Raw genomic sequence first — 20,703 nt, forward strand, 5'->3', positions numbered from 1 at the left:
TCATTCTGCTCATTCTGTTACCTCATGGCAGGGCGGGAAGGACTCGAACCCTCATTTGTGGATTTGGAGGCCACTGTTCTTCCTCTGAACTACCACCCCGAGTTCTTCCGGGGATCTCTGGCAGGCGGAAATGGCCCACCAGACCCCGGACATCACCCCACTACCCCAATATCATCATTAGGCTCACACACGCCATTGATGTTCATCTTCCGAAATAGACATTCGTAAGCTGCTTACCTTGATTTGAAACGAACCATTTCCCGTTGCCGCCATTGACCAACTTCAGGTCTTCGATCGGTCCAAATGTCGGGACATTGCCGCACATGTCCACTACCAGCGTATCGATCTTATCCGGGTGTATCCTGATGCCTCGCCCGATCATCTGGTAGTACAGTGCAAGGCTCATAGTCGGACGCGCCAGGATGACCGTCTCCAATTCCGGGTAATCAAAGCCGGTGGTCAGCACGCCGACATTGGCTACGGCCCTTATTTCACCTGATCTGAAGCCGCTGATAATGCGTTCCCGCTCCCGCTTGGGCGTTTCTCCAGTGACGATGGCGCAGCCGGGTAGGCGACTCGCCACATATTCCGCTTCCTCAATAAAGCGGGTGAAGACCAAAGCGTTGCGCCTTTCCTGGAGGACCGCTCTGGTCTTATTCAGAACATGATCCGGGAAGTTAATGCCCTTGTAATAAGACTTCAAAGTCTTGTCATCATAGTCCGCCCCGGTGGTATTAAGCCGGAGCTGTGTGCGGTCAAAGCCGTTTGTGTTGATATACCGGAGCTTGGCCAGAAAACCAGAATCAAACAGATACCGGTTATTGACGTAGTACACCACATCGGTGAATATTCTCGGTCGGGTGCGCGTCAGGAACTTGAGGATTGATCCGCCGAATCCATCTGTCACCAGCCGATAAGGCGTGGCGGTCAACCCTAAAACTCTCGATGCTTCACATGCCTTCAGGAAATCGCGGTACATGCCTCCCTTTGAGTTGACCAGGTGGCACTCGTCGATGAGGATGTACCGAAAAGCCTTGAACATTTCAGGATGCTTTCGGACACTCCCGATGGTTGCAAACGTGATCGGGTAGAGTTGCTTCCTCCCCAGAGAAGCTGAATAGATGCCGGCGGAGAATCCGTAGCTCTCCATCTTGGCGTGATTCTGCTCAAGTATCTCTTTGGATGGCTGGAATACAAGAGTCGGGTCTCCAAGCTCTTTGATGATGTTGGCAATCACCAGGCTCTTTCCCGATCCCGTTGGGAGCACTATGATGCCATTGCTACTGTACGGCCCTTGGAGATACTTGACCGACGTCTGCACAGCTCGCTCTTGGTAGGGGCGCAGCGTGTAGGACATTAGTCTGACAGCTCCTTGTCTTCACCTGTTTCGCCAAATCCTTCGGCCTCAAACATGGCTACCTGTTCAGGCTTTTTCGTTCCGCCGAGTGTGCACGTCATTTGCCAGTAATGAAGCGTCAGATCCTCCACATCTGCCCGGTCTTCTCCGGACATGTTGATCGTGATATTGAGTACGTGTTCCAGATCCCCGCCTGACGGCTGAGTTGTCCACTTCAGCTTTGACACTTTGAGATCGATATGTTTCTTATCCATCGCCCCCAACAATTCCATTGCCTTTTCTTTTTCGGTCTGCCCCATTGATTTTGTTTCTCCTTCTCTTTTATTCATGCCACCCTCACAATCTTGCCAGTGGCCTCTTGGACCCTTCTCTTAAAGGCCTCCGCATCGCTGTTGGAATCGCTGAGGTGAAGCAACCATATCTCCCTGCATTGGCTCAGATCGTTGGCCTTCAGGAAGTCGAGCACCCGATCGATGCTCATGTGGTTGGCGTAAATTCTGCTCTTCAGCGATTGATGAAGCACCCCGCTGGCCACGTTCTCGCGGATGATGTCCTCATCGAAATTGCACTCGATCATGATCCTCGTCAGGCCATTGAATCGATATCTGGTGTATGCGGTGTCAGTCAAGAACAGTATCTTCTCGTCGCCGTGCATAATCAGAAATCCCAGCGAGCCCTCCGCGTCGTGCTCGGTCTCAAACGAGATCACCGCCCATGGCCCGATGTTGGTATGCATCTGGTTTGGATCAAGCACGTGCAATCGATGGCCTGATACCTTCAACGCCTCGGCCGTCTCTTTGCTCATATAACAGTCAATCCCGGCATCCATAAGCTTCTTGGCTGCCTTTGCGTGGTCCATGTGAGCATGGCTGATTAGGCACCCTTGAATCTCGGAGAGCTTGAAGTCTACGCCTTTGCGGATCCGGTCAATCGGAATGCCGGCCTCGATGAGAAGAGGGATTTTGCCATCGGAAATCCGATAGCAGTTACCGGTAGAACCGGAGGCGAGCACCTTGATATCAATCATGATCGTCTCTCTTTGCCGTACTCTCCGGCTGTCAAGCCTCCAGAATTCACTGAGTTGTAAACCTCGCCCCGGCTTTCAGACTGCTGCCTTTCTGGCATTGCTCGCGGGTTAGCAGCTACTCTCCGCGCATACGCCTCTATTTGGGGTATCAACTCTAAGCCCAGGAAGGCTCTGCTTTCTTCTCGTCCTTCTTCTGGTTTTCGTTGCCTGAATCCGCACCCGGCTGAGCACCGATCACCGGTCCTTGGTTAGCCTTGTCAACGATCTCGGCATCGATGATCCCTTCATCTGCCTCGGCTTCCTCCGCTTCCACTTTGTAGTAGCTTTCGTTGGCTCTTTCAGGATCGACGGCCAATTTGTCCGTCACCCTATGAACCAACGTCTTGAACTGCATGGCCTCTTCGTCATGCTCCCAGAAATCGTTGGTCTTTGCGGCTGTCTTGGAACGATTGAACTGCTTCGGACCGATGACGACCAGTACATTTTTCTTCGGGTCTTCGTACATGATGTACCCGAATCCTCCGACAACCTTACCGCGATCAAATGGATTGACTATCTCGAACTCGTAGGAGTCTTGGTCATGTTTCAGGCCCTTTTTGATCGCCGTAAATTTATCGCTCTCATGAACCAATTCATAGATGATATTGATGGGCTGCTCCCGGGCGACCTTGCGCCGGTAGTAGTCCTTGCCGACATACCCGATCCTCAGATCGAGGTCGTATTTGGACAGTTTCGTGTTAAAATACGGGATCGGGTGAATATGGTTCGGGATGAGCGCATCGAGACCCAGATCCACGCGATGCACTGCATCGATGGCCAATTTATTCAGGTTGACGTTGTTCCAAACAATAGGCGTTCCTTGCTGATTCTTGACCAACCTCTTGGCCTCCAGTTCCTTCAGCGTGGCGTCCACCTTCAGGAATAGATGCTGCGCCAGTCTTTGCTGGTAGGCGGTCATCTGAACCCCTTTCCCTACTGTGCCAGAGAACTCACGAATCACCGTGTTCGTGAACCTCTCTGCATCGGTCTTCGCCACTGCCACGGTCGGTTTCTCTGGTGTCTGTGTCTGTCCTGTCATGCTAATACCTCCTTCCTTGTCTTAGCTTTCTCAACCCTGAGAGCCTTGTCAGCCTCAGAGACATAGAGCCGTATTTGTTGGCCCCGGGTCGGTAACAGTTCCGTCACCGACTCCGCGTTGTCCACAAATATCGGGGCCTCGAATCCGTAGTAATCGGCCAGCGCATTGATCACATCAAGACCCGCGTTTATTCTCATGCCGTTGTTCAACCCGCCGCCGTAGGGCACGCCATTGACCGTGACCTCGCAGCATTCATCAAGTGCCCCATTGATCTGAATCTTAAAGAGCCTGAAGCGTACCAATTTGAACCGGCTATTGATCTTACTATCCAGAAGTGCAACCTTGGTACGCGTGAACTGATCGCATAGGAAAAGCTCTTTCTCTAGATTTTCGAATTCCGCGGACAACTTCTTTTCCTGCTCTTTCAATTCAGCTATTCGCTTCCGTCCACTCTCTCTGGCTCTGATCTGGGCGAATTGCTCTCCGACTTTGGCAATCTGTTCATCGAGAGTTGCAAGTTCGCATTTTATCTGACCTGTTTCTTGGGAACTCCCGGCCTTCAGTTGAGCGACGGCCTTCTCGATAGATTTTTTCTCTTCGATCTTGACCTTGTGTGTTTCGGGAAGTGGATATGATTTCTGTAATGCATCCAGTCGAGACCGTATCTTTTCAGCATCGGCCTCCAGCGCTTCAATTTTTCGCTTGATCGTCTCAATCGAGGTATGAATCTCTTCATTGTCGGCCTTCAGGCGTTTCACTTCACCAGCGCGTCGTTTTCCCTCGGCATCGATGCGCTCCATGTCTTCGGCCTTCTGGCGGTTGAAAGTGGCACGCCGTTCATCCTCAGCGGCGCGGTGTTTTTCCAGAGCGTCCTGTATTTTCTCGGCAGGAAGTGGTGACCCGCAATATGGGCAATCCGTCGGCTGGGAAGGAAGTGGGCCTTCCTTGAATGTCCGATCTCTGGCCTCGTAAAATTGCACCTTTAGATTCGGTAGTAATCCTTCGTGCTCTCGAATGGACTGGGCATTTTGCGCTATGTGCCCTTCCTTGACCCTAATATCGAGCCTCAGACTAGCGATCTGATCGTGCAAGGGGATAAGTTTCTTGCGCTCAACGTCGATAACTGCGTCATTCTCAACTCTTGCCTTGCGATCGATATCCATGATCTCCGCTTCAATTATTCGTAGTTCTTTGGTCTTCTGTGCGACTCCACCGCCATTGGAGATGCTCGATAAAGACGATTCAGCTTTCTGGCGCGTGCCCCTAAGCTCGGTTAACTTTTTGGTTAACTTTTCCGCGTCTTCGGACACCTGCGGAAGCGCCCTGTTCGCCTCATCGATCCTCGCTGGGATCAACTTTAATTCATCGTTGATCTTCGTCTTCTGACCAGCTATCACCTTTTTGTGATCGTCGAGTTTCCGGTTTCCGAGAATTGCGGGAAGGCTTGCCAGTGCCTTTTCAGACGCTATAACCTCGGCATCTGTGAGGTCACCACTCATGTCCATGATGATCTTTCGACCATTCTTCCAGGGGAGAACCTCGCAGAAATACCTCGGGTTCGTGAGGAGCTTGAAAGTTTCCTCTCGTCCGGCGATGCCATCAATGGCATCCATATATTCGTTCGCCTTTCTTGGCACTCCATCTACGAAATACTCGGTAGTATGGCCTGTGAACTCGGACTGTGCCGATCCCCGCTTCTTGGTGTACTTCTCAGCGTAGACCTTGCGAAGTGTTACCTGTCTATCTCCTAAATCGAGTACAGCCTCGACCTCATGGTTGAGGTTGTGCATCGGCTGTCCATTCGTTGCCAGAGTCTTGACCTCGAAGTCCGTTCGATTCAGGGAGTCTTTACCGAACAAGAGCCAGGAGAAGGCATCAGCCAACGTAGTCTTTCCAGTCCCATTGTCACCAAAGATGAACTGGTCTGCTCCGCCAGGTTCAATGCTGAAATCTCTCAGCCCCTTGAAGTTTCTGAGCGTCAGTCTTTGCAGTTTCATCGTAAACCCTCCCTTTCCTCTTATCTGTTTACCAGATCGGGTATCCGGCTTTCTGTCCTTCTATTCCACCCGAACAAACTCCAGCCCTTACGCCACATCCGTAGGCAGTTCTCGATGATTGATGCCTCTCGTTTCTGCGGCACTTCCTGTTTCACCATCGAGAGAGCCGCTATCTTCACTTGCTGTTCGTTCAACCTCTCAAATTTCTCAGCCTGAACGAAATACCGTATGGCTTGTCGTAATCTGGCTGCCTGGTAGGGGTGAGTCTTTCGGAGTTCTGTTTCTGCCTGGATAATGAGCGCATACGCGGCATTCTGCTGTTCGTCCATTCGGAGATCGATCTGGGGGAAAGTGGACAGAGCACTTGCAGCGCTGATTCGGCAACTCTGGGCATCCATATTAGCATCTAAGGCTTGGGTGAGAGCAATCTCTATTTCGTCTGGCTTACGATTCATGGGTCACCCCCACAATCGTTTGCTTTTCCGCCCACTGCTTGAGTCCATGCACCGGGACCCTGATGCATCGGCCTATCTGAACCTTTGGCAGCTCACCGGATGCCAGAAGCTCATACATCTTTGTCCTGCCAATGCCCAGAGCTTCGGCGGCCTCCAATGGCCTCAATAACACCTTCTCTTCCATCCTTCGTCCCTCCTTCCTTTACCCTTTACTGTTTGGTACAAACCAACTGGGTCCGAATCTCAAACCCAAGTCGACGCATCCAGGTATACAGGGTGCTTGGGTCAACGCCGATCTTTTGGCTTGTCTCCTCCATCGTTCCGGTCTCGTTGTATATCTGAGGCACGATCTTCTCCAGTGGGCCGCCAAGGCGTTCCTCAGCAGCCAGCATTCTCTTGGTCTTGATCGGTCTTCGTCTCATCTACTTACCACCTCACTAATTTCTGTTCTGCCAAGCTGCCATCCGCATCTCTTCGCCAGCTTTGCGGTTTAGCTCGCGCTCCACGAACTCAAGTGCGAGTTCAGCAGTTGATTTGTGAGCATTCTTCTTTCTGTTCATCTTCCTTCTCCTGTCGGCGCTTCCCTACGTCACAGAGTGACGTTAAATGTCACTCATCGGACAAAAAAATCCAGTCGCTCCCAATCTACCTTTGTAGTGATATTTACTGTCTTCAGTGTAACATATTACGTTACTAGAGTCAATGGTTAATTTAATATGATTTTGACATTTCATGGTACAATAGAAACACGATGAACAAGGACACGTTGAAATATACAGGGGCTGCGGTGAAGAGAGCGATGGAAGAGGCTAACATGTCCCCAGAGGACTTGGCTTCTAAATGGGGCTGCGCGAAGGGCCATCTATATCGCATATTCCGGGGCGAAACCGCGCTCAATATTGAGGGTTTGGAGCGTTTTGCGGTCATCTTTGGCAAACCCCGGAGTTATTTCCTTCCCCCTGAAGAGCAACCACCCTCCCGAAGTGCCTCAGAGATCATTTCAGAACTCGGGCAGAAGATACGAGAGATGGAGGCCAAAGGCAAGCCGCAGGGGATTGCGGAACCAATGCCGGTCAAAATGGTGCCGTTTTTTAGTCAAGGCCTCTCGCTCGGCCCGGACGGAAAGCTGGCGATCGAAAACCTTGAGGTCGCCGATTATGTCCCAATTCCCGAAAAGGACTGGAAACTGTCTCTCAAGGCCGCTCGCGCTCACGGTGATTGTCTCACCGGCAAGATAGAGAATGGTGACACCGTGGTATTCGATCCAGACATGACGCCCACCAATGGCCGCTATATCATTTGCTCTCACCGAAAATCAGAGGCCGATGAATGGGAGACAGGGGTTAAGCGCTTCCGCCAAGTGGGAGACGCTGCCTTTCTGGAGGACAACCTCCGCACCTATACTCTGAAGGATTGCCGAATTATCGGCGTAGTGATCAAGATCACCAGAGACGTTTGAGGATGGAATGGCCACGATTCAAGAAATCCTCAAAAAAGCCCGCAAAGATCAAGGGCTCAGTATGCGGAAGCTGGCGGAAGCCTCCGGGGTCAGCTTCTCCTATATCCAACTTCTGGAGTCCGGTAAACGAAAGAATATCACTGTCCCTATCGCACAGAAGCTTGCCGGTGCTCTCGGCGTAGACCCCGCGATATTCTTCAACGGAGACGTACAGGTTAAGCGCCCCATCTCGGCAATCCTGCTGGAACTAGCCGAGCGAGTCAAGGAACTGGAAGACCAGGTCAAGGAATTGGAATAGTGAATCAATGCTCCATTTGGGGATTTGACGAGGAATCATGAGAGGCCGCATCGTTAAGCGCTACGAGGACTCCTGGACAATCGTTGTCGATATTGGCCGCGATCCGCAGACTGGAAAGCGAAAACAGATGTCGAGGTCCATCAAAGGGACCAAGAAGGAAGCCGAAAAGCGGCTTGCCGAGATTATCCATCAACTTGAAAAGGGAACATTTACCAAGCCTCAGAAAATCACCTTCGGCGAATATCTCCATCAGTGGCTCAAGAACCACTCATCCAAGCTAGGGCCTCGAACTATCGAGGATTATGAACTGGACATCAGGAAACATATCTTACCGTCTCTTGGCGCAATATATCTATCTCAGTTAAAACCTCAGCATCTTGAAGACTACTATGCCGAAAAACTGGAGCATGGCCGTTGCGACGGTAAAGGCGGTCTGTCTCCCAAAACTATCCGAAATCATCATCACATCATTCACGCAGCGCTTCAAAAGGCCCTGACAACGCACTTGATCCAAGTAAACCCCGCCGACGCTGTAGAGTTACCAGAAAAGCAGCATTATGAATTTCCCACATGGGATGAAAATGAGGTCAATAAGTTTCTTGAGGCGATTAAAAATAGTCCGTATTACACCATTTTCTACCTTGCCCTCTTCACGGGTGCGAGACGCAGCGAAGTGCTGGCTTTGCGCTGGCAGGACACCAATCTGACGTTGGGGCAAATTCAAATAAATCGAAGCCTACACAGGCTGAAGGGTGGAAAGCTCGTCTTCCGTCCCACCAAAACAAAGAGGAGCCGTCGCACCATTGCCCTATCTCCCTCTACGATTATCACGTTGCGTAATCACAAGGAAGCGCAGAGGCTTGAGTGGAATATGGCAGACAGAAACCCAACCGAGGAAACGCTCGTCTTTTGTCATTTTGACGGAACTCCACTGGTGCCAGATACCGTCACCCATGCATGGCAGAGAGTCCTTAAACAGGCGGGAGTTGATCTCAAGAGAATCCGGATGCATGACGCCAGACATTCTCACGCATCCCTGCTACTCAAGCAAGGGGTACACCCCAAAATCGTTCAGGAGCGTCTGGGACATAGTTCTATCAGCATGACGCTGGATACTTACAGCCATGTAATGCCGGGCCTGCAAGAAGCCGCCGCCAAGGGATTTGATGGGATATTGCAGGAACCGAAAACAGAGGTTCTTGAAAACCTCCGTGATCGAAATGTGATCGAAAACAAAAATAGCCCTCATCAGAAAACCCGGTGAGGGCCATTTTAGCTTCGATTTTTGGGGTGGGTAGAGGGGATCGAACCCTCGATCTCCAGGGCCACAACCTGGCGCCTTAACCACTGGGCTATACCCACCACACACAAGGAGAGGAGATATTCCAAAGCCTTATTCTAACTTCTGGAACGCCAGTCGTCAAGCCGATTGACCGCCTGGCGCTTCTCGCTGCCATCAAGTTTAGCTCTGAGCACTGCCTTTCTCAATAGCTCGATGCTCTGATCGTAGGTGCGCCGATCTACCGGATAGGGAATGCCGTCTTTTCCTCCGTGGGCAAAGCTGAACCGGGCCGGATCGGTGAAACTGGGCGGAGCGCCATAGATCAGCTCGGAAAGGAGCGAAAGGGCGCGAATGGTTTTGGGCCCGACTCCCGGCAGCCCCAGCAACTCCTCGAAATCACCCGGACTGCGCTCGTAGGTAGCGGTAATGATCTTGCTGATCCGATCGGGGTGGATATCCTGAACAATGATCTGGTGCCGGCTCGGCAGGGTCAACAACTGAAGCTTCTTCAGTTCGCCGATGGTCTTTTCCGGTTTGTTTTCAGCAGCGATTCCGGTGATCACCTCTCGCGCCGGGGTGCTTTCCGCCGCCACCAAGTTGAGGACGTCTTTCCCGAACTGCTCGGCGCAGATGGCCGCATGGGGTTCGCAGACAAAATCGGTAACTCCCTCGCCGAGCCAGTGGTATCGGCGAGCATAGCGAGTGCTCTCGTTCATCCCCTGCTGAACCACTGCCCACGATCCCTCGCGGGTAAAAAGCATGACGTGATGATACAACTGATAGCCGTCCTGCAAGGCAGCGCTATCCACCTTGGCTGCCATTTTACTCGCATAAACGAGTGAGGCGGGATCGGCCGAAATGAGATTGCCACAGTCCTCGATTTGCTCCGGTGTTTTCCGGGAAGTGGCCCCTTTGCCGCCGGCCATGAAAAGCCCCAGATCACCCTGAATCTCCCGAATCCCCTCCTTGAGCGCGCCACAGGTGGTAGTAGTCAGCCCACTGGAATGCCAGTCGAACCCCAACACGCAGCCGAAAGCCTGAAACCAGTAGGGATCGGAGACCTTGTGCAGCATCTCATCGGGGCCAAACTCTTCCACGATCACGATGCATATCTCGCGGGCCAGCTTGGTCATCCGTTCGAAGAGCCATCGCGGAGCTTTGCCGCCGTGAAGGGGTAAATTGGCTACGCCCGTTCGGGAAGCGGGAGACATGCAAACACCTACCTTGATGCCGCTCGCCCTTCGACAAGCTCAAGGTGAGCGGATAGTAAAATAAGGAAGCTCTGATCAAGTGGTACAGGATTCCTCCTGCCGGGGTTTTAGAGCCTGCCCTGAGCTTGTCGAAGGGGGTGTCCACTAAATTCCCTTTCTTCCCCCAAGAGTGGGGGCCAGGGGGTTGACCAGAACTGAATCAGCGCTTCTATAACTAATCCTGTCCTTCAGGCTCCGTGACCGGCTCTTTGGGAGGATTATCGCGAACCCAGCGATAGAGTTCATCCAATGCCGGGGGGGAAACGCTGAAAACCTCGATGCCGGGCGGAAATTGAAGTCGGTGACCTTCCCGGATGAAGAGGATGCTGGCCTCCCCCGCCTTGAGGGTCTCCTCGATCCGTTTGGTCATGTGCTCGTATCGCTTTGCGGAAGCCTCCATGTAGTGTTTGGCCACAATATCCGCCGCCTTCCGGCTGATGAACCCCGCCATGATGAAGCGCTCCCAATCCATGATCTCATCGTTGAGCTCCCGGTCGTCCAGAGCCTCCAGTATCGCGCCTTGCCGACATCTCTCTGTAGTGAGATTGCAGGAACTCGGATTCAACTTCTCCAGAAGCTTCAGTCCTTCCTGCCCCGAGACGGCGATCGATTCATGGTAAATCCGCGTGACCGGTCCGGCAGCCGCTTCAAGCCTGGCGATATGGTCTTTCACCTGCGCCCAGTAACGGCTCAGGATTTCGATATACTCTCCCGGCGCTTCAGGCCCCATGAAGAGAAGGGGCACCAGATACAGCTTTCGCTTGCCCCTGAAACTTTCGGCCTCCGGCCTTTCAATTCTTCCCAGTTCTTCTGCCATATTTTCACCTGCCTGAAAATAGTCTATCTGCCATTACTACGAAAATACGCTTTCATCCGTTTGCCCTGAGCTGTGAGCTTGTCGAACAGTCGATGGGCTGTTCATGGTTCGACAGGCTCACCACGAACGGTATTCTCACCCAGGCATATATCCCAGCACTCTCCAACCACGGAGCAAAAAATCACCCCTCCAAACTCCTGCGCATTAACAGAGGTTGCGCGACTTCAGCGACTTGATATACCCTTTATAGTTTCTGAGGGTCTCCTCAAGGTGGTCGCCGCCAAATTTCTCCAGAACCGCTTCCGCCAGAACCAGCGCCAGCATTGCCTCGCCGATAACGCCAGCCGCCGGGACCACACAGGTATCGGCTCGTTCGACATGGCCCGGCACTTTCTCTCCGGTCTTGAGATCGACTGAAGCCAACGGGCTGAGAATGGTAGCGATGGGCTTGATCGCCGCTTGAACGACGATCGGCTCGCCATTGGTCATGCCGCCTTCAATTCCCCCGGCCCAGTTGGTGGGACGCTTGAATCCCGGCTCGATCACATCCTGAACCTGCGATCCGCTCAGATCGGCAACTGCAAATCCGGCGCCGATCTCCACACCCTTGACGGCCGGGATGCTCATCATCGCCTGGGCGATCTTGCCGCTCATCCGCCGATCCCAGTGAACGTGACTTCCCAGGCCAATCGGGACGCCCTTGGCAATCACTTCAAAGGCTCCGCCGACGCTATCTCCGGCCGCCTTGGCGGCATCGATGGCGGCCATCATTCCCTTCTCCGCCTCCGCGTCGGCACAACGCACTGCCGATGATTCAACCCTGGTCCAATCGATCGGCTCAACTACCTCGGCCCAACACCCGCCGATGGCAGTGACATGACTGCGGATTTCGATGCCGAATTCCTCAAGGAATCTCCGGGCAACAGCTCCAACCGCAACTCTGGCCGCCGTTTCCCTGGCGCTGGCCCGTTCCAGGACAGGTCGAATATCATCAAAATTATACTTGCTGACGCCGGCGAGGTCGGCATGTCCGGGGCGAAGGCGGGTAACCGGCTCGGTTTTCCCTTTGACCGGAGAGACGCTCATCTTCTCTTGCCAGTTCTCCCAGTCTTTATTCCAGATCAAAAGGGAAATAGGGCTTCCGATGGTCAGACCGTGCCTGACACCGGAAATGATCTCCGCCCGGTCCTGCTCGATCTGCATCCGCCCCCCTCTCCCATAGCCCCCCTGCCGCCGTTTGAGATCGGCCGCGATATAATCCTCACTCAGGGAGAGTCCGGCCGGAACCCCTTCGAGGATAGCGATGAGCGCTTTTCCGTGTGATTCGCCTGCTGTCAAGAATCTGAACATCTTTCCCCCTCATCCGTGTCATCGCAAGCCCTTCGACTATGTCATTCTGAGTAGAGCGAAGAATCTCTGTGCTGCTCAGGGTAAACTCCGCGGAGCACAAATCCTATCCTATCGCTCTGAGATTGCTTCGTCGCCTACGGCTCCCCGCAATGACATCCGGATTCAAACCAAGGCACCCCCCGCCTTCCCCATCATTATATCAACCGGTGCGGTCCGACCTGTCCAGAGTTCAAACGCCAGCACTCCTTGATAAACCAGCATCGAAAGCCCTCCCAGTGTTCGCGCCCCTGCTCTCTCCGCCATCTGTAGGAGCGGCGTCTTAATAGGATTATACACTACGTCATAGACCAGCGATCCGGGAGAGATCAGTTTCTCATCCACCGGCGATCGCTTTTCACCGGGGCTATGCTTCATCCCCAGCGGTGTGCAGTTAACCAGTAAATCAGCCGTGGAGACTGCCTTCCTGAATTCAGCCGATTTCTCTGATGTCAGCACAGAAACCTGCTTTGCTTCAAGGTCAGAAGCCAGCTTCCCCGCTCTGGCAGCATCGATATCAAACAGCGCCAGGGATCTCACACCTGACTTGACCAAAACAAAACCGATGGCTCTGGCCACACCGCCGGCACCGATTATGGCCACCTTTTTATCTTGCGGATCGAATTTTCCTTGTTCCTTAAGCGCCCTCAGAAATCCCCCGGCGTCGGTGTTATATCCGATCAGTATACCGTCCCGCTTGACGATGGTATTTACCGCGCCGATATCGGAAGCCATTGGGTCCAGATAATCCATGAGCCTCAAGACCGCTTCTTTATAGGGCACGGTCACATTAGCGCCCAGCTTTTCAGCGGAGCGAATATCCTTCACCACCTGGCTCAAGTTCCCCGGCGGGGTTTCCCACAGCTCATAACGGATATCGAGTCCCAGATGATCGAAGGCCGCCTGCTGAAAAGCCGGGGAAATCGAGTGTCCCAGCGGATAGCCGATTAAGCCGACTTTCTGTGTCATGGCAATATATTCCTAAGATACCAAAAATAGGAGAGAGCGGATAGCCCTGCCTCTTTTCGTTGTGCTATCAAGATTCGTCATAGAGCCGCTTGAGCGTGTCAATCCGATCCTTATCGCCAGCCAAAAGGACAAGCGACGTTGTTTCCGTATTGCAGCCTCCGGCCGGAGACCCGTCCGGCTTGATACCGGTCCTGATACCCCCGCTGATCGGGTCTTGGTTGGCCCGAATACGCGCCGCCACCTGTTGGGAATAAACAAAGGGCTCATCAAGCACTTGCACCACTATCAAAAGAAGAGCCAGTTTGTAAGTGGCTGCCTCATTTCTTACGCCATTTTCCATCGCTGGTCTATCCCATATGGCAACCGAATTGCTGTCGAACATCTCCAGCACCTGTCGAAGGTACTGACGAGCACGCTCAGCGTCCCCTTTGCGCCATTCCTGGATGGCGTACTCCAGCAGGACATCTGCGTAATCGCTGATCGGCTCCAGAACCGAGTCCACCCGATTTCCGCCGATTACAACAAAATCCTCGCCGTCATCCTCAATATAGGCCTTCTTTTGAATGCTGGGAGGCGGGTCTTCGATTCTACCGCCGAAAAGTATATCCGGCAGATCAGCTGAAGAGTAGGGGGCATAACCAGCGCTAGTCAACTTCTGAGTGATATCTCGGGCAATCTCCGGGGCATAAGGCTCTAAAGCCAACGCTGCCAACGCGCTATCGCCGAGCCAATAAACCTTGTCCATAGTGTAGAATCTGGAATCAGACCATGGCGGAGGAACCGCCCATTCCTCTTTCTGTAAAGGATCAAACTGCCAGCCTCCGGGAGGATCGGATTCGCGTATAAGATGGAGATCGCCATTGTATTTGGCGCGAAGGTAGTCGACCGCCTTATCAATATAACAAGTAGCAGAATATCCATGGCGGATATTCTGCCAGGAATCGGCCTCCGAACGAGTAATCCCTAAATAAGAATCGCCGTAGAGCGCGCTTGATTCTATTTGAGTATTTTCCCACCATTCGTTCCAGCTGGTGATGAATATCCAGTCGGGATCAGTGGCAACAGCGTTTGCCCACATTCCGCGATAGGTTTCCCCCTCGTTTCGGGGAAGTACAGCTCCGGTGCGGTCTGGGAGCAAACGATCATCATAGCCAGACATCACCGTCGCCGCCCACAATTTGGGCTTGCCGTCTTTTTGCAACAGGTGATAGTACCGGGTTGCCTTTGCAGCCTGCCCCATCTCAGGGGTATTCGTTGCCGCCAGGCCATAATCGTGAAGCCCGTCAAAAACCTCCAGCTGCTCAGCATCGCCAAAGCCCATACAGATGAAGAAAGCATCGAGGCCTTTCGAGCGAAGTTCCCAAAAAACTTCCTTCCATGTATCCAGTTCAATGCCGCCTGATGCCCACACAACGATCAATGGCCTTCCATCAACCCGTTCATACGCCGGATGAATGGCACGCTTGGTCAGCAAGTAGGTCAACCAGTCAATCAATTCATTTTTATCGCGTCCCTTTTGAGTCTTGCCGGATATCGTTTCAAAATAGGCCGCCACCTTGAAGTTCTCTCTTTCTGCGCGGTCGAGAAGAACTTCCAGATTTTCGTCGGTATAATCTCCCGGCCCCCACCATGAACTCAGGAAGCCGTCTATTCCGGCGCCTTTTGCCTCGGTGATCTGTCGCGAAATATCCTCAGCATTATCTGAGCTGTACAGAGTAGCCGGTTTATCAAGGAGCGTCTGATTGTTCCAGGAATCGTTATTGTACCAGGGATAATAGAACGCCCAGACGAGCGGCTCGTAGTAATGCTCAACCGCCCTCTCCAGAGGCTGGAGTTGCGAGAGAGCCGATAGATCAAGAGAAGTAATCCACAAGTTGGTCACATCACCTTTAATCACATCATCGTGACAAAACTTGGCGATTTGCACTATGCGTCCGTTTTCCTCCACGTTGTACACTCGCAGGATGCTTTCATTCAAATCGCCCCGTTTGAAAGTCAATTGAAGGGACTTTGCGGACAAGGATGCGGAACCATAGTAACCTGCGGAGATCGCATAGTCACCGATGAGGGTCACGCTATTTTCGGCCCTGGCGTTTTCCACGGACTGATCTATGTGCATGCCATCAACTGCACACCCGACGCTGGCATAGTCGCCAGATACACTGACTTGCCTTGAGGAAAGCACCGGCGCAGGATCAAAACTGAGGCTCGCCCAGTCCGAGGTGGTGGTGAATTCGAAGCGGAGGAGATAGTGGGAAGTCAGTTCAGTGCCGCTTAATGCTAACGTCGAACTATCGATAGGATCAGGAGTTTTTTCGGTAAGGCCTTCAAGCTTTCCTTCGAGGTCTTCTATTCGGAGTGAGCTATCGGCGAGCTGCTGCTCTAACGCAGAGACCTTCCGCTCCAATTCATCGATCCGATCCGAATCGGAATTGGAGCAGGCAGGAATGGCAGCCCCCAGAAGACACATCAGCCAGACGAACAGCAAAGTTCGCTTCATTCAGACCTCACTGTCAATTCGCCAATCAAATCGATATACTTCAGGCCATATTCTCTTGACGGTTCTATCTCAGAGCCTTCATGCCATTCGTTGAAGGTCATGACATTGACCATATTGTGGTTGCCGTCGAGATTGCCTATGGCAATGGCCCATGACTCACGCAGCGTCTCACCGGCACCTCGGGAAATCGGCGTATTGCACCTGTCGTCGTAGCCCAAAATCACCGGAGGGACAAAACCCATGCCATGAGTAACAGCCCCTTTACGATACTCGGCAATCCGATTGCCGATTTCGGTGGGGAAGAATTCTTCTCGCTGAGGATCGCGCATGCACTCCTCGCAATGCATGACTCCTCCTGTGATGGCCTCGAAATATTTCTGCCATAAATTCCACTCACATTGAGCTACATCGTCGGGCAACCACCCCATCACATCGGCAATGTCATAGGTGTCATACAACATGCCATATTTAGCCAACGTGTCATCGAGGCTATCGCCGCACCAACCAGCGACCGGGTAGAAGAAGACCACCGGCTTCCCATCAACCCTCAAATAGTTGGGCTGATCAAAATACCTTGAAATGTACGCCATATCATCCAGAAATTTTTGTCCCTTGGTGCGTTCGCCGTCAAAGGAGATGTCAAAGTTCTGAACAGACACATGCTCATATGTTGGGCTAAGATTGATCGCTGCGTCATAGAAAATGCAGAACTTGATACCCTTGGTATTTTCGAGACCTATCAACTGCCGAAAAACTTGGTCCGTCGGCGATCCCTGTTGCCCTGCCCATTCTACAGAAAGAAAATCGATTCCTGCCTGAGCAGCCCATTCCAAATGCTGCTTGATGATCACGGTGTCGCTGCTATCGTATGGCCCTAAGCTCGGAGTATTTGTGATACCTTCGGTCCATTTAGCCTGATTCCACCAAGGGTAATAGTTGGCCCCTACCAGTCTCACGTTTTCGGAGATATCTTGAGATGAACAGGAAAAACCAAGAATTGATGCTAAAATCAGAGACAGCACGGTGGCGATTGGCAAAACCACAGCAACCTTCACATGCCCTCCAAGCTCAATTCACTCTTGATCTGGCTCTCTCCCATCAAGAGAGGGAGAAGGCTCCTCCGGCCTGTGCTCATTGAGGTACCATTGTAAAATGAGGGCTGCAGCAGCCGTATCGCGCCGGGCTTTGATTTGCTTGCGATTCCTTCCGGCATCGCGCATCATATCGGTGGCCATCGAAGTGGAAAGTTGCTCGTCAGACAATTCAACCGGGACATCGGTCAGCTTTAAGAGCGCTTCGGCAAAAGCCTGGGTTTTTTCCGCCTGATGGCCGATGGTGCCGTCCATCGATCGGGGATATCCCACCACAATCCGACCCACTTTGTGTTCTTTCACCAGAGCCAGAAGGGCATCGAACTCGGAGCCATCGCGTTTTCTCTCGATCACCGTCAGCGTGCTGGCCAGTATCTCCATCGGGTCGGACATCGCCACGCCTATTCGCTTATCGCCGACATCCAGTCCCAGAATACGCATAGCTCGCCCTTCTCGCTCAGCGGATTCTAAATCCTTCCCGATAAAGGGTTATCAGCTTCCCTTTACATACCTCAGCGTTATTTCCGCGCAGGAAACTATCCACCAGCGCGGTTTCTTCTTCCGACTTCAAATTGCCGTGCCGAATATAGATGATGCCTTCTGTTCTCTCAGCCGGAAACCGGAGAGGGTTGCTAAAATGATAATCCCTAGTTACCAAGATCGCTCGATGCTGTAATGCCAGCTTGTAGACATACTCATCAGACACGCTTTTCTGGAGTTCGGAAACGGAGATTATCTCATCGCCACTGCCTCGTAATTTCACGACGAGATCATAGCTAACGTTCTCGTCGATAATTATCCTCACTAGGAAGCTACCCTCTCGGTCGATAGGTACGCTGCATACTCAATACATGCGAGGATATCCTCCCGCTCCAATCGAGGAAAACTCCTCAAAACGGATTCATAGTCCTCTCCCGCTGCCAGATGGCTCAAAACCACACGGACAGGAATACGGGTTCCTTTTACGCAGGATTCTCCTCCGCAAATATTCGGGTCAGAAACAATCCTTGGATTCATCACACACCCCCTTTATGTCAACATGGTCTTGGAGGACATCATCCCTTTGCCACTAGCTTTGGCACCAGCTTCAGGGCCTCGTCTATTTTCGAGGCATCCTTGCCGCCCGCCTGGGCCATCTCCGGCCTGCCGCCCCCGCCTCCACCGGTCACCTGCGCCACCTGCTTAACGATCTTGCCCGCGTTGATCCCTTTCTTGACCATGTCCGGAGTAACCATCGCCAGGAAACGCGGATTGCCATTGAGGACCGCCCCCAGAACGATCACGCCGCTGCCGAGTTTGTCCTTCAGGAAATCCCCCGTCTGGCGGAGCAGGTCTTCATCGGAAGCTGAAACTCTGGCAGCCAGCACTTTGACCCCGTCTATTTCTTTGACGTCCTGAAGCAGTGCCTCCGCAGTCTTGCGCAGAAGCTGGCCTTCCATGTCTTTGGCCCGCTTGCGCTCGGCGCTCAGCTCCGCCAGCAGAGCCGTCACTTTCTGGGCAACCTCTGAAGGGTTGGTCTCCAATTGATCAGCCACGTTTTGAAGTGCAGAGAAACGCTGCTCCGTGTACTTCTCCGCCGCCCTTCCGGTTACGGCTTCAATTCGCCTCAGCCCGGAGCCGACGCTCTTTTCGCTGGTGACATGAAAAAAGCCGATTTGCCCCGTGCTGTTGAGATGGGTTCCGCCGCAAAGCTCCGCGCTGACGCGCTCGCCGGAATCGGCATCTCCGATCTGCACCAGCCTGACCTCCTCGCCATACTTTTCCCCGAAGAACGCCAGCGCCCCTTCGGCGGCAGCTTTTTTGAATGTGGTTACGCAAGAAGATACCGGCAGGTTTCGGCGGATGTGTTCGTTCACCAGGTACTGAACCTGAGCCAGTTCTTCTTTGCTCAAAGCAATTAAATGGGTGAAGTCGAAGCGGAAATAATCGGGAGCGACCAGCGAGCCTCCTTGCCGCACCTGATCACCCAGAACTTTCCGTAAAGCGGCATGAAGCAGATGAGTAGCCGTGTGGTTCCGGGCGATATCCAGCCGACGCTCCAGATCAACCTTCGCCTCCACAGAATCTCCGACCGAGATGGAGCCCTCTTCAACCTTGCCGACGTGCATCACCAGGCCATCAAGAGGTCTTTTAGCATCGGATACGGCGATACGCCCTTTCGGGGCGGTAATCTGACCGGCATCGCCCAGCTGTCCGCCCATCTCTCCATAGAACGGCGTTTGGGCAAGGATCACTTCTACTTCCTGGCCCTTCACAGCCGATTGCACCGACTGTCCCTCGATAATCAAACTCAGCACCTTCGTCTTCTGTGAGAGAAGATCATATCCCACGAATTCGGTCTCCGGCATATCCAGGCTTTCCCAGAATTTCTGGACCGATTTATCCGCCAGCCCGAATTTTTGAGCCTCCCGCGCCCGCTCTCGCTGAGCCTGCATCTCTTTATTGAAGCCCTCCAGATCAACTGAAAGGCCAGACTCAGCGGCGACTTCCATGGTGATCTCCACAGGAAAGCCATAAGTATCGTACAACTTGAAAGCCTCTGCGCCGGAAATTGAGGCGGCCCCTTTCTTTTTACACGTTGAGACGATCTCATCAAGTAAATTCATCCCGGTATTCAGAGTCTGGTCAAATCGGGTTTCCTCCGCCTCGATGACTTTCAGAATATGATCCCGGCCGGTAGCCAGCTCCGGATAAAGACCACCCATCCGGTCCATTACCACCTTCGACATTTTGGTCAAGAAAGCCTCTTCCAATCCCAGCTTCCTTCCGAACAGCGCAGCCCGCCGCAGCACTCGCCGCAGCACATAACCCCGGCCTTCGTTGGAGGGGATGACGCCGTCAGCGATGAGGAAAGTGACCGCCCGGCTGTGCTCGGCCACCACGCGCATAGCCTTCGTCACGGATTCGCTCTCCCCGTATTTACGCCCGGAAAGCGCCGACACCTTTTCGATAATCGGACGGAAAATATCCGTTTCGTAGACCGTCGATTTGCCCTGCATGACTGTGGCAATGCGCTCCAGCCCCATGCCGGTATCGATATTCGGTTTGGGCAGCAGGTGGCGCTTGCCCTGCTCATCCTGATTGAACTGGGTGAAAACCAGGTTCCAGATCTCCAGGAATCGGCCGCAACTGCATTCCGGATTGCACTCGGGCTTGCAGCAACCCTTATCCTTGCCGAAGTCATAATGAATCTCGCTGCAGGGTCCGCAGGGACCGGTCTGTCCGGCAGGGCCCCAGAAATTGGACTTCTCACCCAATCTCACGATGCGCTCCTGGGGAACGCCAAGCTTGAGCCAGTATTGCTCCGCTTCATCGTCATCGAGGAAGACCGTGATCCAGAGCTTATCTTTGGGTAAGTGCAGGCGATCGATGACCAGCTCCCACGCCCAGGCAATGGCTTCCTTTTTGAAGTAATCGCCCACGCTGAAGTTGCCCAGCATCTCAAAAAAGGTGAGGTGTCCGGCATCTCCCACGGAATCGATATCTGTGGTGCGAAAGCATTTCTGGCAAGAGGCCAGGCGCGGATTGGGCGGGACCATCTCGCCAGTGAAATAGGGCTTGATCTGAACCATCCCAGCAGTGGTCAATAAAAGAGTTGGGTCGCCGTGCGGCACAAGGGAAGAGCTGGGCAGCACAAGATGGCCCTTCTCCTCAAAGAATTTCAGGTACGCGGTTCTGATTTCATTACTGTTCATAGAATCCTCAGGCTTGATTTTAGGCTAACGCAGAGGGTATGT

At 53.0% G+C, this 20,703-nt stretch carries 22 protein-coding genes and 2 tRNA genes; 3 read left to right on the forward strand and 21 right to left on the reverse strand.

The features are described from left to right. Nucleotides 1-25: 25 nt before the first annotated feature. The 10 genes from PHV74_00360 to PHV74_00405 form a co-directional block, all read right to left on the reverse strand. Nucleotides 26-99 (reverse strand) — tRNA-Trp (locus PHV74_00360). Nucleotides 100-202: 103 nt separating this feature from the next. Then, complete coding sequence (locus PHV74_00365; GenBank protein ID MDD5092823.1) at nt 203-1,357, reverse strand: DEAD/DEAH box helicase; 1,155 nt, start codon at nt 1,355-1,357, stop codon at nt 203-205. Beyond that, complete coding sequence (locus PHV74_00370) at nt 1,357-1,686, reverse strand: hypothetical protein (protein MDD5092824.1); 330 nt, start codon at nt 1,684-1,686, stop codon at nt 1,357-1,359. Before PHV74_00370 ends, PHV74_00365 begins: the two co-directional genes overlap by 1 nt. Next, entirely contained in the window at nt 1,683-2,384 is a 702-nt protein-coding gene (locus tag PHV74_00375) for an MBL fold metallo-hydrolase (GenBank protein ID MDD5092825.1), read from the reverse strand. Before PHV74_00375 ends, PHV74_00370 begins: the two co-directional genes overlap by 4 nt. 154 nt (nt 2,385-2,538) lie before the next feature. Continuing rightward, on the reverse strand, nt 2,539-3,462 hold the full coding sequence (locus PHV74_00380) for a recombinase RecT (protein MDD5092826.1): 924 nt from the start codon (nt 3,460-3,462) through the stop codon (nt 2,539-2,541). Beyond that, complete coding sequence (locus PHV74_00385) at nt 3,459-5,459, reverse strand: ATP-binding protein (GenBank protein ID MDD5092827.1); 2,001 nt, start codon at nt 5,457-5,459, stop codon at nt 3,459-3,461. The genes PHV74_00380 and PHV74_00385 overlap by 4 nt, the downstream gene beginning before the upstream one ends. Nucleotides 5,460-5,479: 20 nt before the next feature. Next, entirely contained in the window at nt 5,480-5,914 is a 435-nt protein-coding gene (locus tag PHV74_00390; GenBank protein MDD5092828.1) for a hypothetical protein, read from the reverse strand. Beyond that, the gene (locus tag PHV74_00395) at nt 5,904-6,098 is read right to left on the reverse strand and encodes a helix-turn-helix domain-containing protein (GenBank protein MDD5092829.1); all 195 of its coding nucleotides are present in this window, start codon (nt 6,096-6,098) and stop codon (nt 5,904-5,906) included. The genes PHV74_00390 and PHV74_00395 overlap by 11 nt, the downstream gene beginning before the upstream one ends. A gap of 25 nt (nt 6,099-6,123) precedes the next feature. Beyond that, nucleotides 6,124-6,336, reverse strand: coding sequence for a hypothetical protein (locus PHV74_00400; protein ID MDD5092830.1), 213 nt, complete (start codon nt 6,334-6,336; stop codon nt 6,124-6,126). Nucleotides 6,337-6,351: 15 nt separating this feature from the next. Then, nucleotides 6,352-6,474 carry a hypothetical protein gene (locus tag PHV74_00405; protein MDD5092831.1) on the reverse strand — a complete coding sequence of 41 codons (123 nt, stop codon included), beginning with the start codon at nt 6,472-6,474 and terminating at the stop codon, nt 6,352-6,354. A gap of 191 nt (nt 6,475-6,665) precedes the next feature. Between PHV74_00405 and PHV74_00410 the strand changes: the two genes are divergently transcribed. Genes PHV74_00410 through PHV74_00420 form a run of 3 tightly spaced genes read left to right on the forward strand, consistent with a single transcriptional unit; the run spans nt 6,666 to nt 8,935 of the window. After that, the gene (locus PHV74_00410) at nt 6,666-7,373 is read left to right on the forward strand and encodes a LexA family transcriptional regulator (protein ID MDD5092832.1); all 708 of its coding nucleotides are present in this window, start codon (nt 6,666-6,668) and stop codon (nt 7,371-7,373) included. Nucleotides 7,374-7,380: 7 nt separating this feature from the next. After that, on the forward strand, nt 7,381-7,671 hold the full coding sequence (locus tag PHV74_00415) for a helix-turn-helix domain-containing protein (GenBank protein MDD5092833.1): 291 nt from the start codon (nt 7,381-7,383) through the stop codon (nt 7,669-7,671). 37 nt (nt 7,672-7,708) lie between these two features. Next, nucleotides 7,709-8,935 carry a site-specific integrase gene (locus PHV74_00420; GenBank protein ID MDD5092834.1) on the forward strand — a complete coding sequence of 409 codons (1,227 nt, stop codon included), beginning with the start codon at nt 7,709-7,711 and terminating at the stop codon, nt 8,933-8,935. A gap of 22 nt (nt 8,936-8,957) precedes the next feature. Here the strand turns inward: PHV74_00420 and PHV74_00425 are convergent. The 11 genes from PHV74_00425 to alaS all read right to left on the reverse strand — a co-directional run bounded on the left by PHV74_00425 (nt 8,958) and on the right by alaS (nt 20,661). Beyond that, nucleotides 8,958-9,033: transfer RNA gene (locus tag PHV74_00425), tRNA-His, on the reverse strand. A gap of 36 nt (nt 9,034-9,069) precedes the next feature. Next, nucleotides 9,070-10,164, reverse strand: coding sequence for a DUF763 domain-containing protein (locus PHV74_00430; GenBank protein MDD5092835.1), 1,095 nt, complete (start codon nt 10,162-10,164; stop codon nt 9,070-9,072). Between the two features lie 214 nt (nt 10,165-10,378). Beyond that, nucleotides 10,379-11,020, reverse strand: coding sequence for a hypothetical protein (locus PHV74_00435; GenBank protein MDD5092836.1), 642 nt, complete (start codon nt 11,018-11,020; stop codon nt 10,379-10,381). A 204-nt stretch (nt 11,021-11,224) separates the two neighbouring features. Beyond that, nucleotides 11,225-12,370 carry a chorismate synthase gene (gene aroC / locus PHV74_00440; protein ID MDD5092837.1) on the reverse strand — a complete coding sequence of 382 codons (1,146 nt, stop codon included), beginning with the start codon at nt 12,368-12,370 and terminating at the stop codon, nt 11,225-11,227. A 162-nt stretch (nt 12,371-12,532) separates the two neighbouring features. Continuing rightward, nucleotides 12,533-13,375: a shikimate dehydrogenase gene (locus tag PHV74_00445; protein ID MDD5092838.1), complete on the reverse strand. Its 843-nt coding sequence runs from the start codon at nt 13,373-13,375 to the stop codon at nt 12,533-12,535. Between the two features lie 67 nt (nt 13,376-13,442). Next, nucleotides 13,443-15,875 (reverse strand): endo-1,3-alpha-glucanase family glycosylhydrolase, encoded by a 2,433-nt coding sequence (locus PHV74_00450; protein ID MDD5092839.1) that lies wholly within the window; start codon nt 15,873-15,875, stop codon nt 13,443-13,445. Beyond that, complete coding sequence (locus PHV74_00455) at nt 15,872-16,930, reverse strand: hypothetical protein (protein MDD5092840.1); 1,059 nt, start codon at nt 16,928-16,930, stop codon at nt 15,872-15,874. Before PHV74_00455 ends, PHV74_00450 begins: the two co-directional genes overlap by 4 nt. A gap of 18 nt (nt 16,931-16,948) precedes the next feature. Next, nucleotides 16,949-17,407 (reverse strand): Holliday junction resolvase RuvX, encoded by a 459-nt coding sequence (ruvX, locus tag PHV74_00460; protein MDD5092841.1) that lies wholly within the window; start codon nt 17,405-17,407, stop codon nt 16,949-16,951. Nucleotides 17,408-17,423: 16 nt separating this feature from the next. After that, nucleotides 17,424-17,771 carry a DUF5615 family PIN-like protein gene (locus PHV74_00465; GenBank protein MDD5092842.1) on the reverse strand — a complete coding sequence of 116 codons (348 nt, stop codon included), beginning with the start codon at nt 17,769-17,771 and terminating at the stop codon, nt 17,424-17,426. Next, complete coding sequence (locus PHV74_00470) at nt 17,771-17,983, reverse strand: DUF433 domain-containing protein (GenBank protein MDD5092843.1); 213 nt, start codon at nt 17,981-17,983, stop codon at nt 17,771-17,773. Before PHV74_00470 ends, PHV74_00465 begins: the two co-directional genes overlap by 1 nt. Before the next feature lie 38 nt (nt 17,984-18,021). Beyond that, nucleotides 18,022-20,661, reverse strand: a complete 2,640-nt coding sequence (gene alaS, locus PHV74_00475; protein ID MDD5092844.1) for an alanine--tRNA ligase — start codon at nt 20,659-20,661, stop codon at nt 18,022-18,024. Between the last annotated feature and the right edge of the window lie 42 nt (nt 20,662-20,703).

This window comes from Dehalococcoidia bacterium, assembly GCA_028711995.1.
Lineage (GTDB): Bacteria > Chloroflexota > Dehalococcoidia > SZUA-161 > SpSt-899 > JAQTRE01.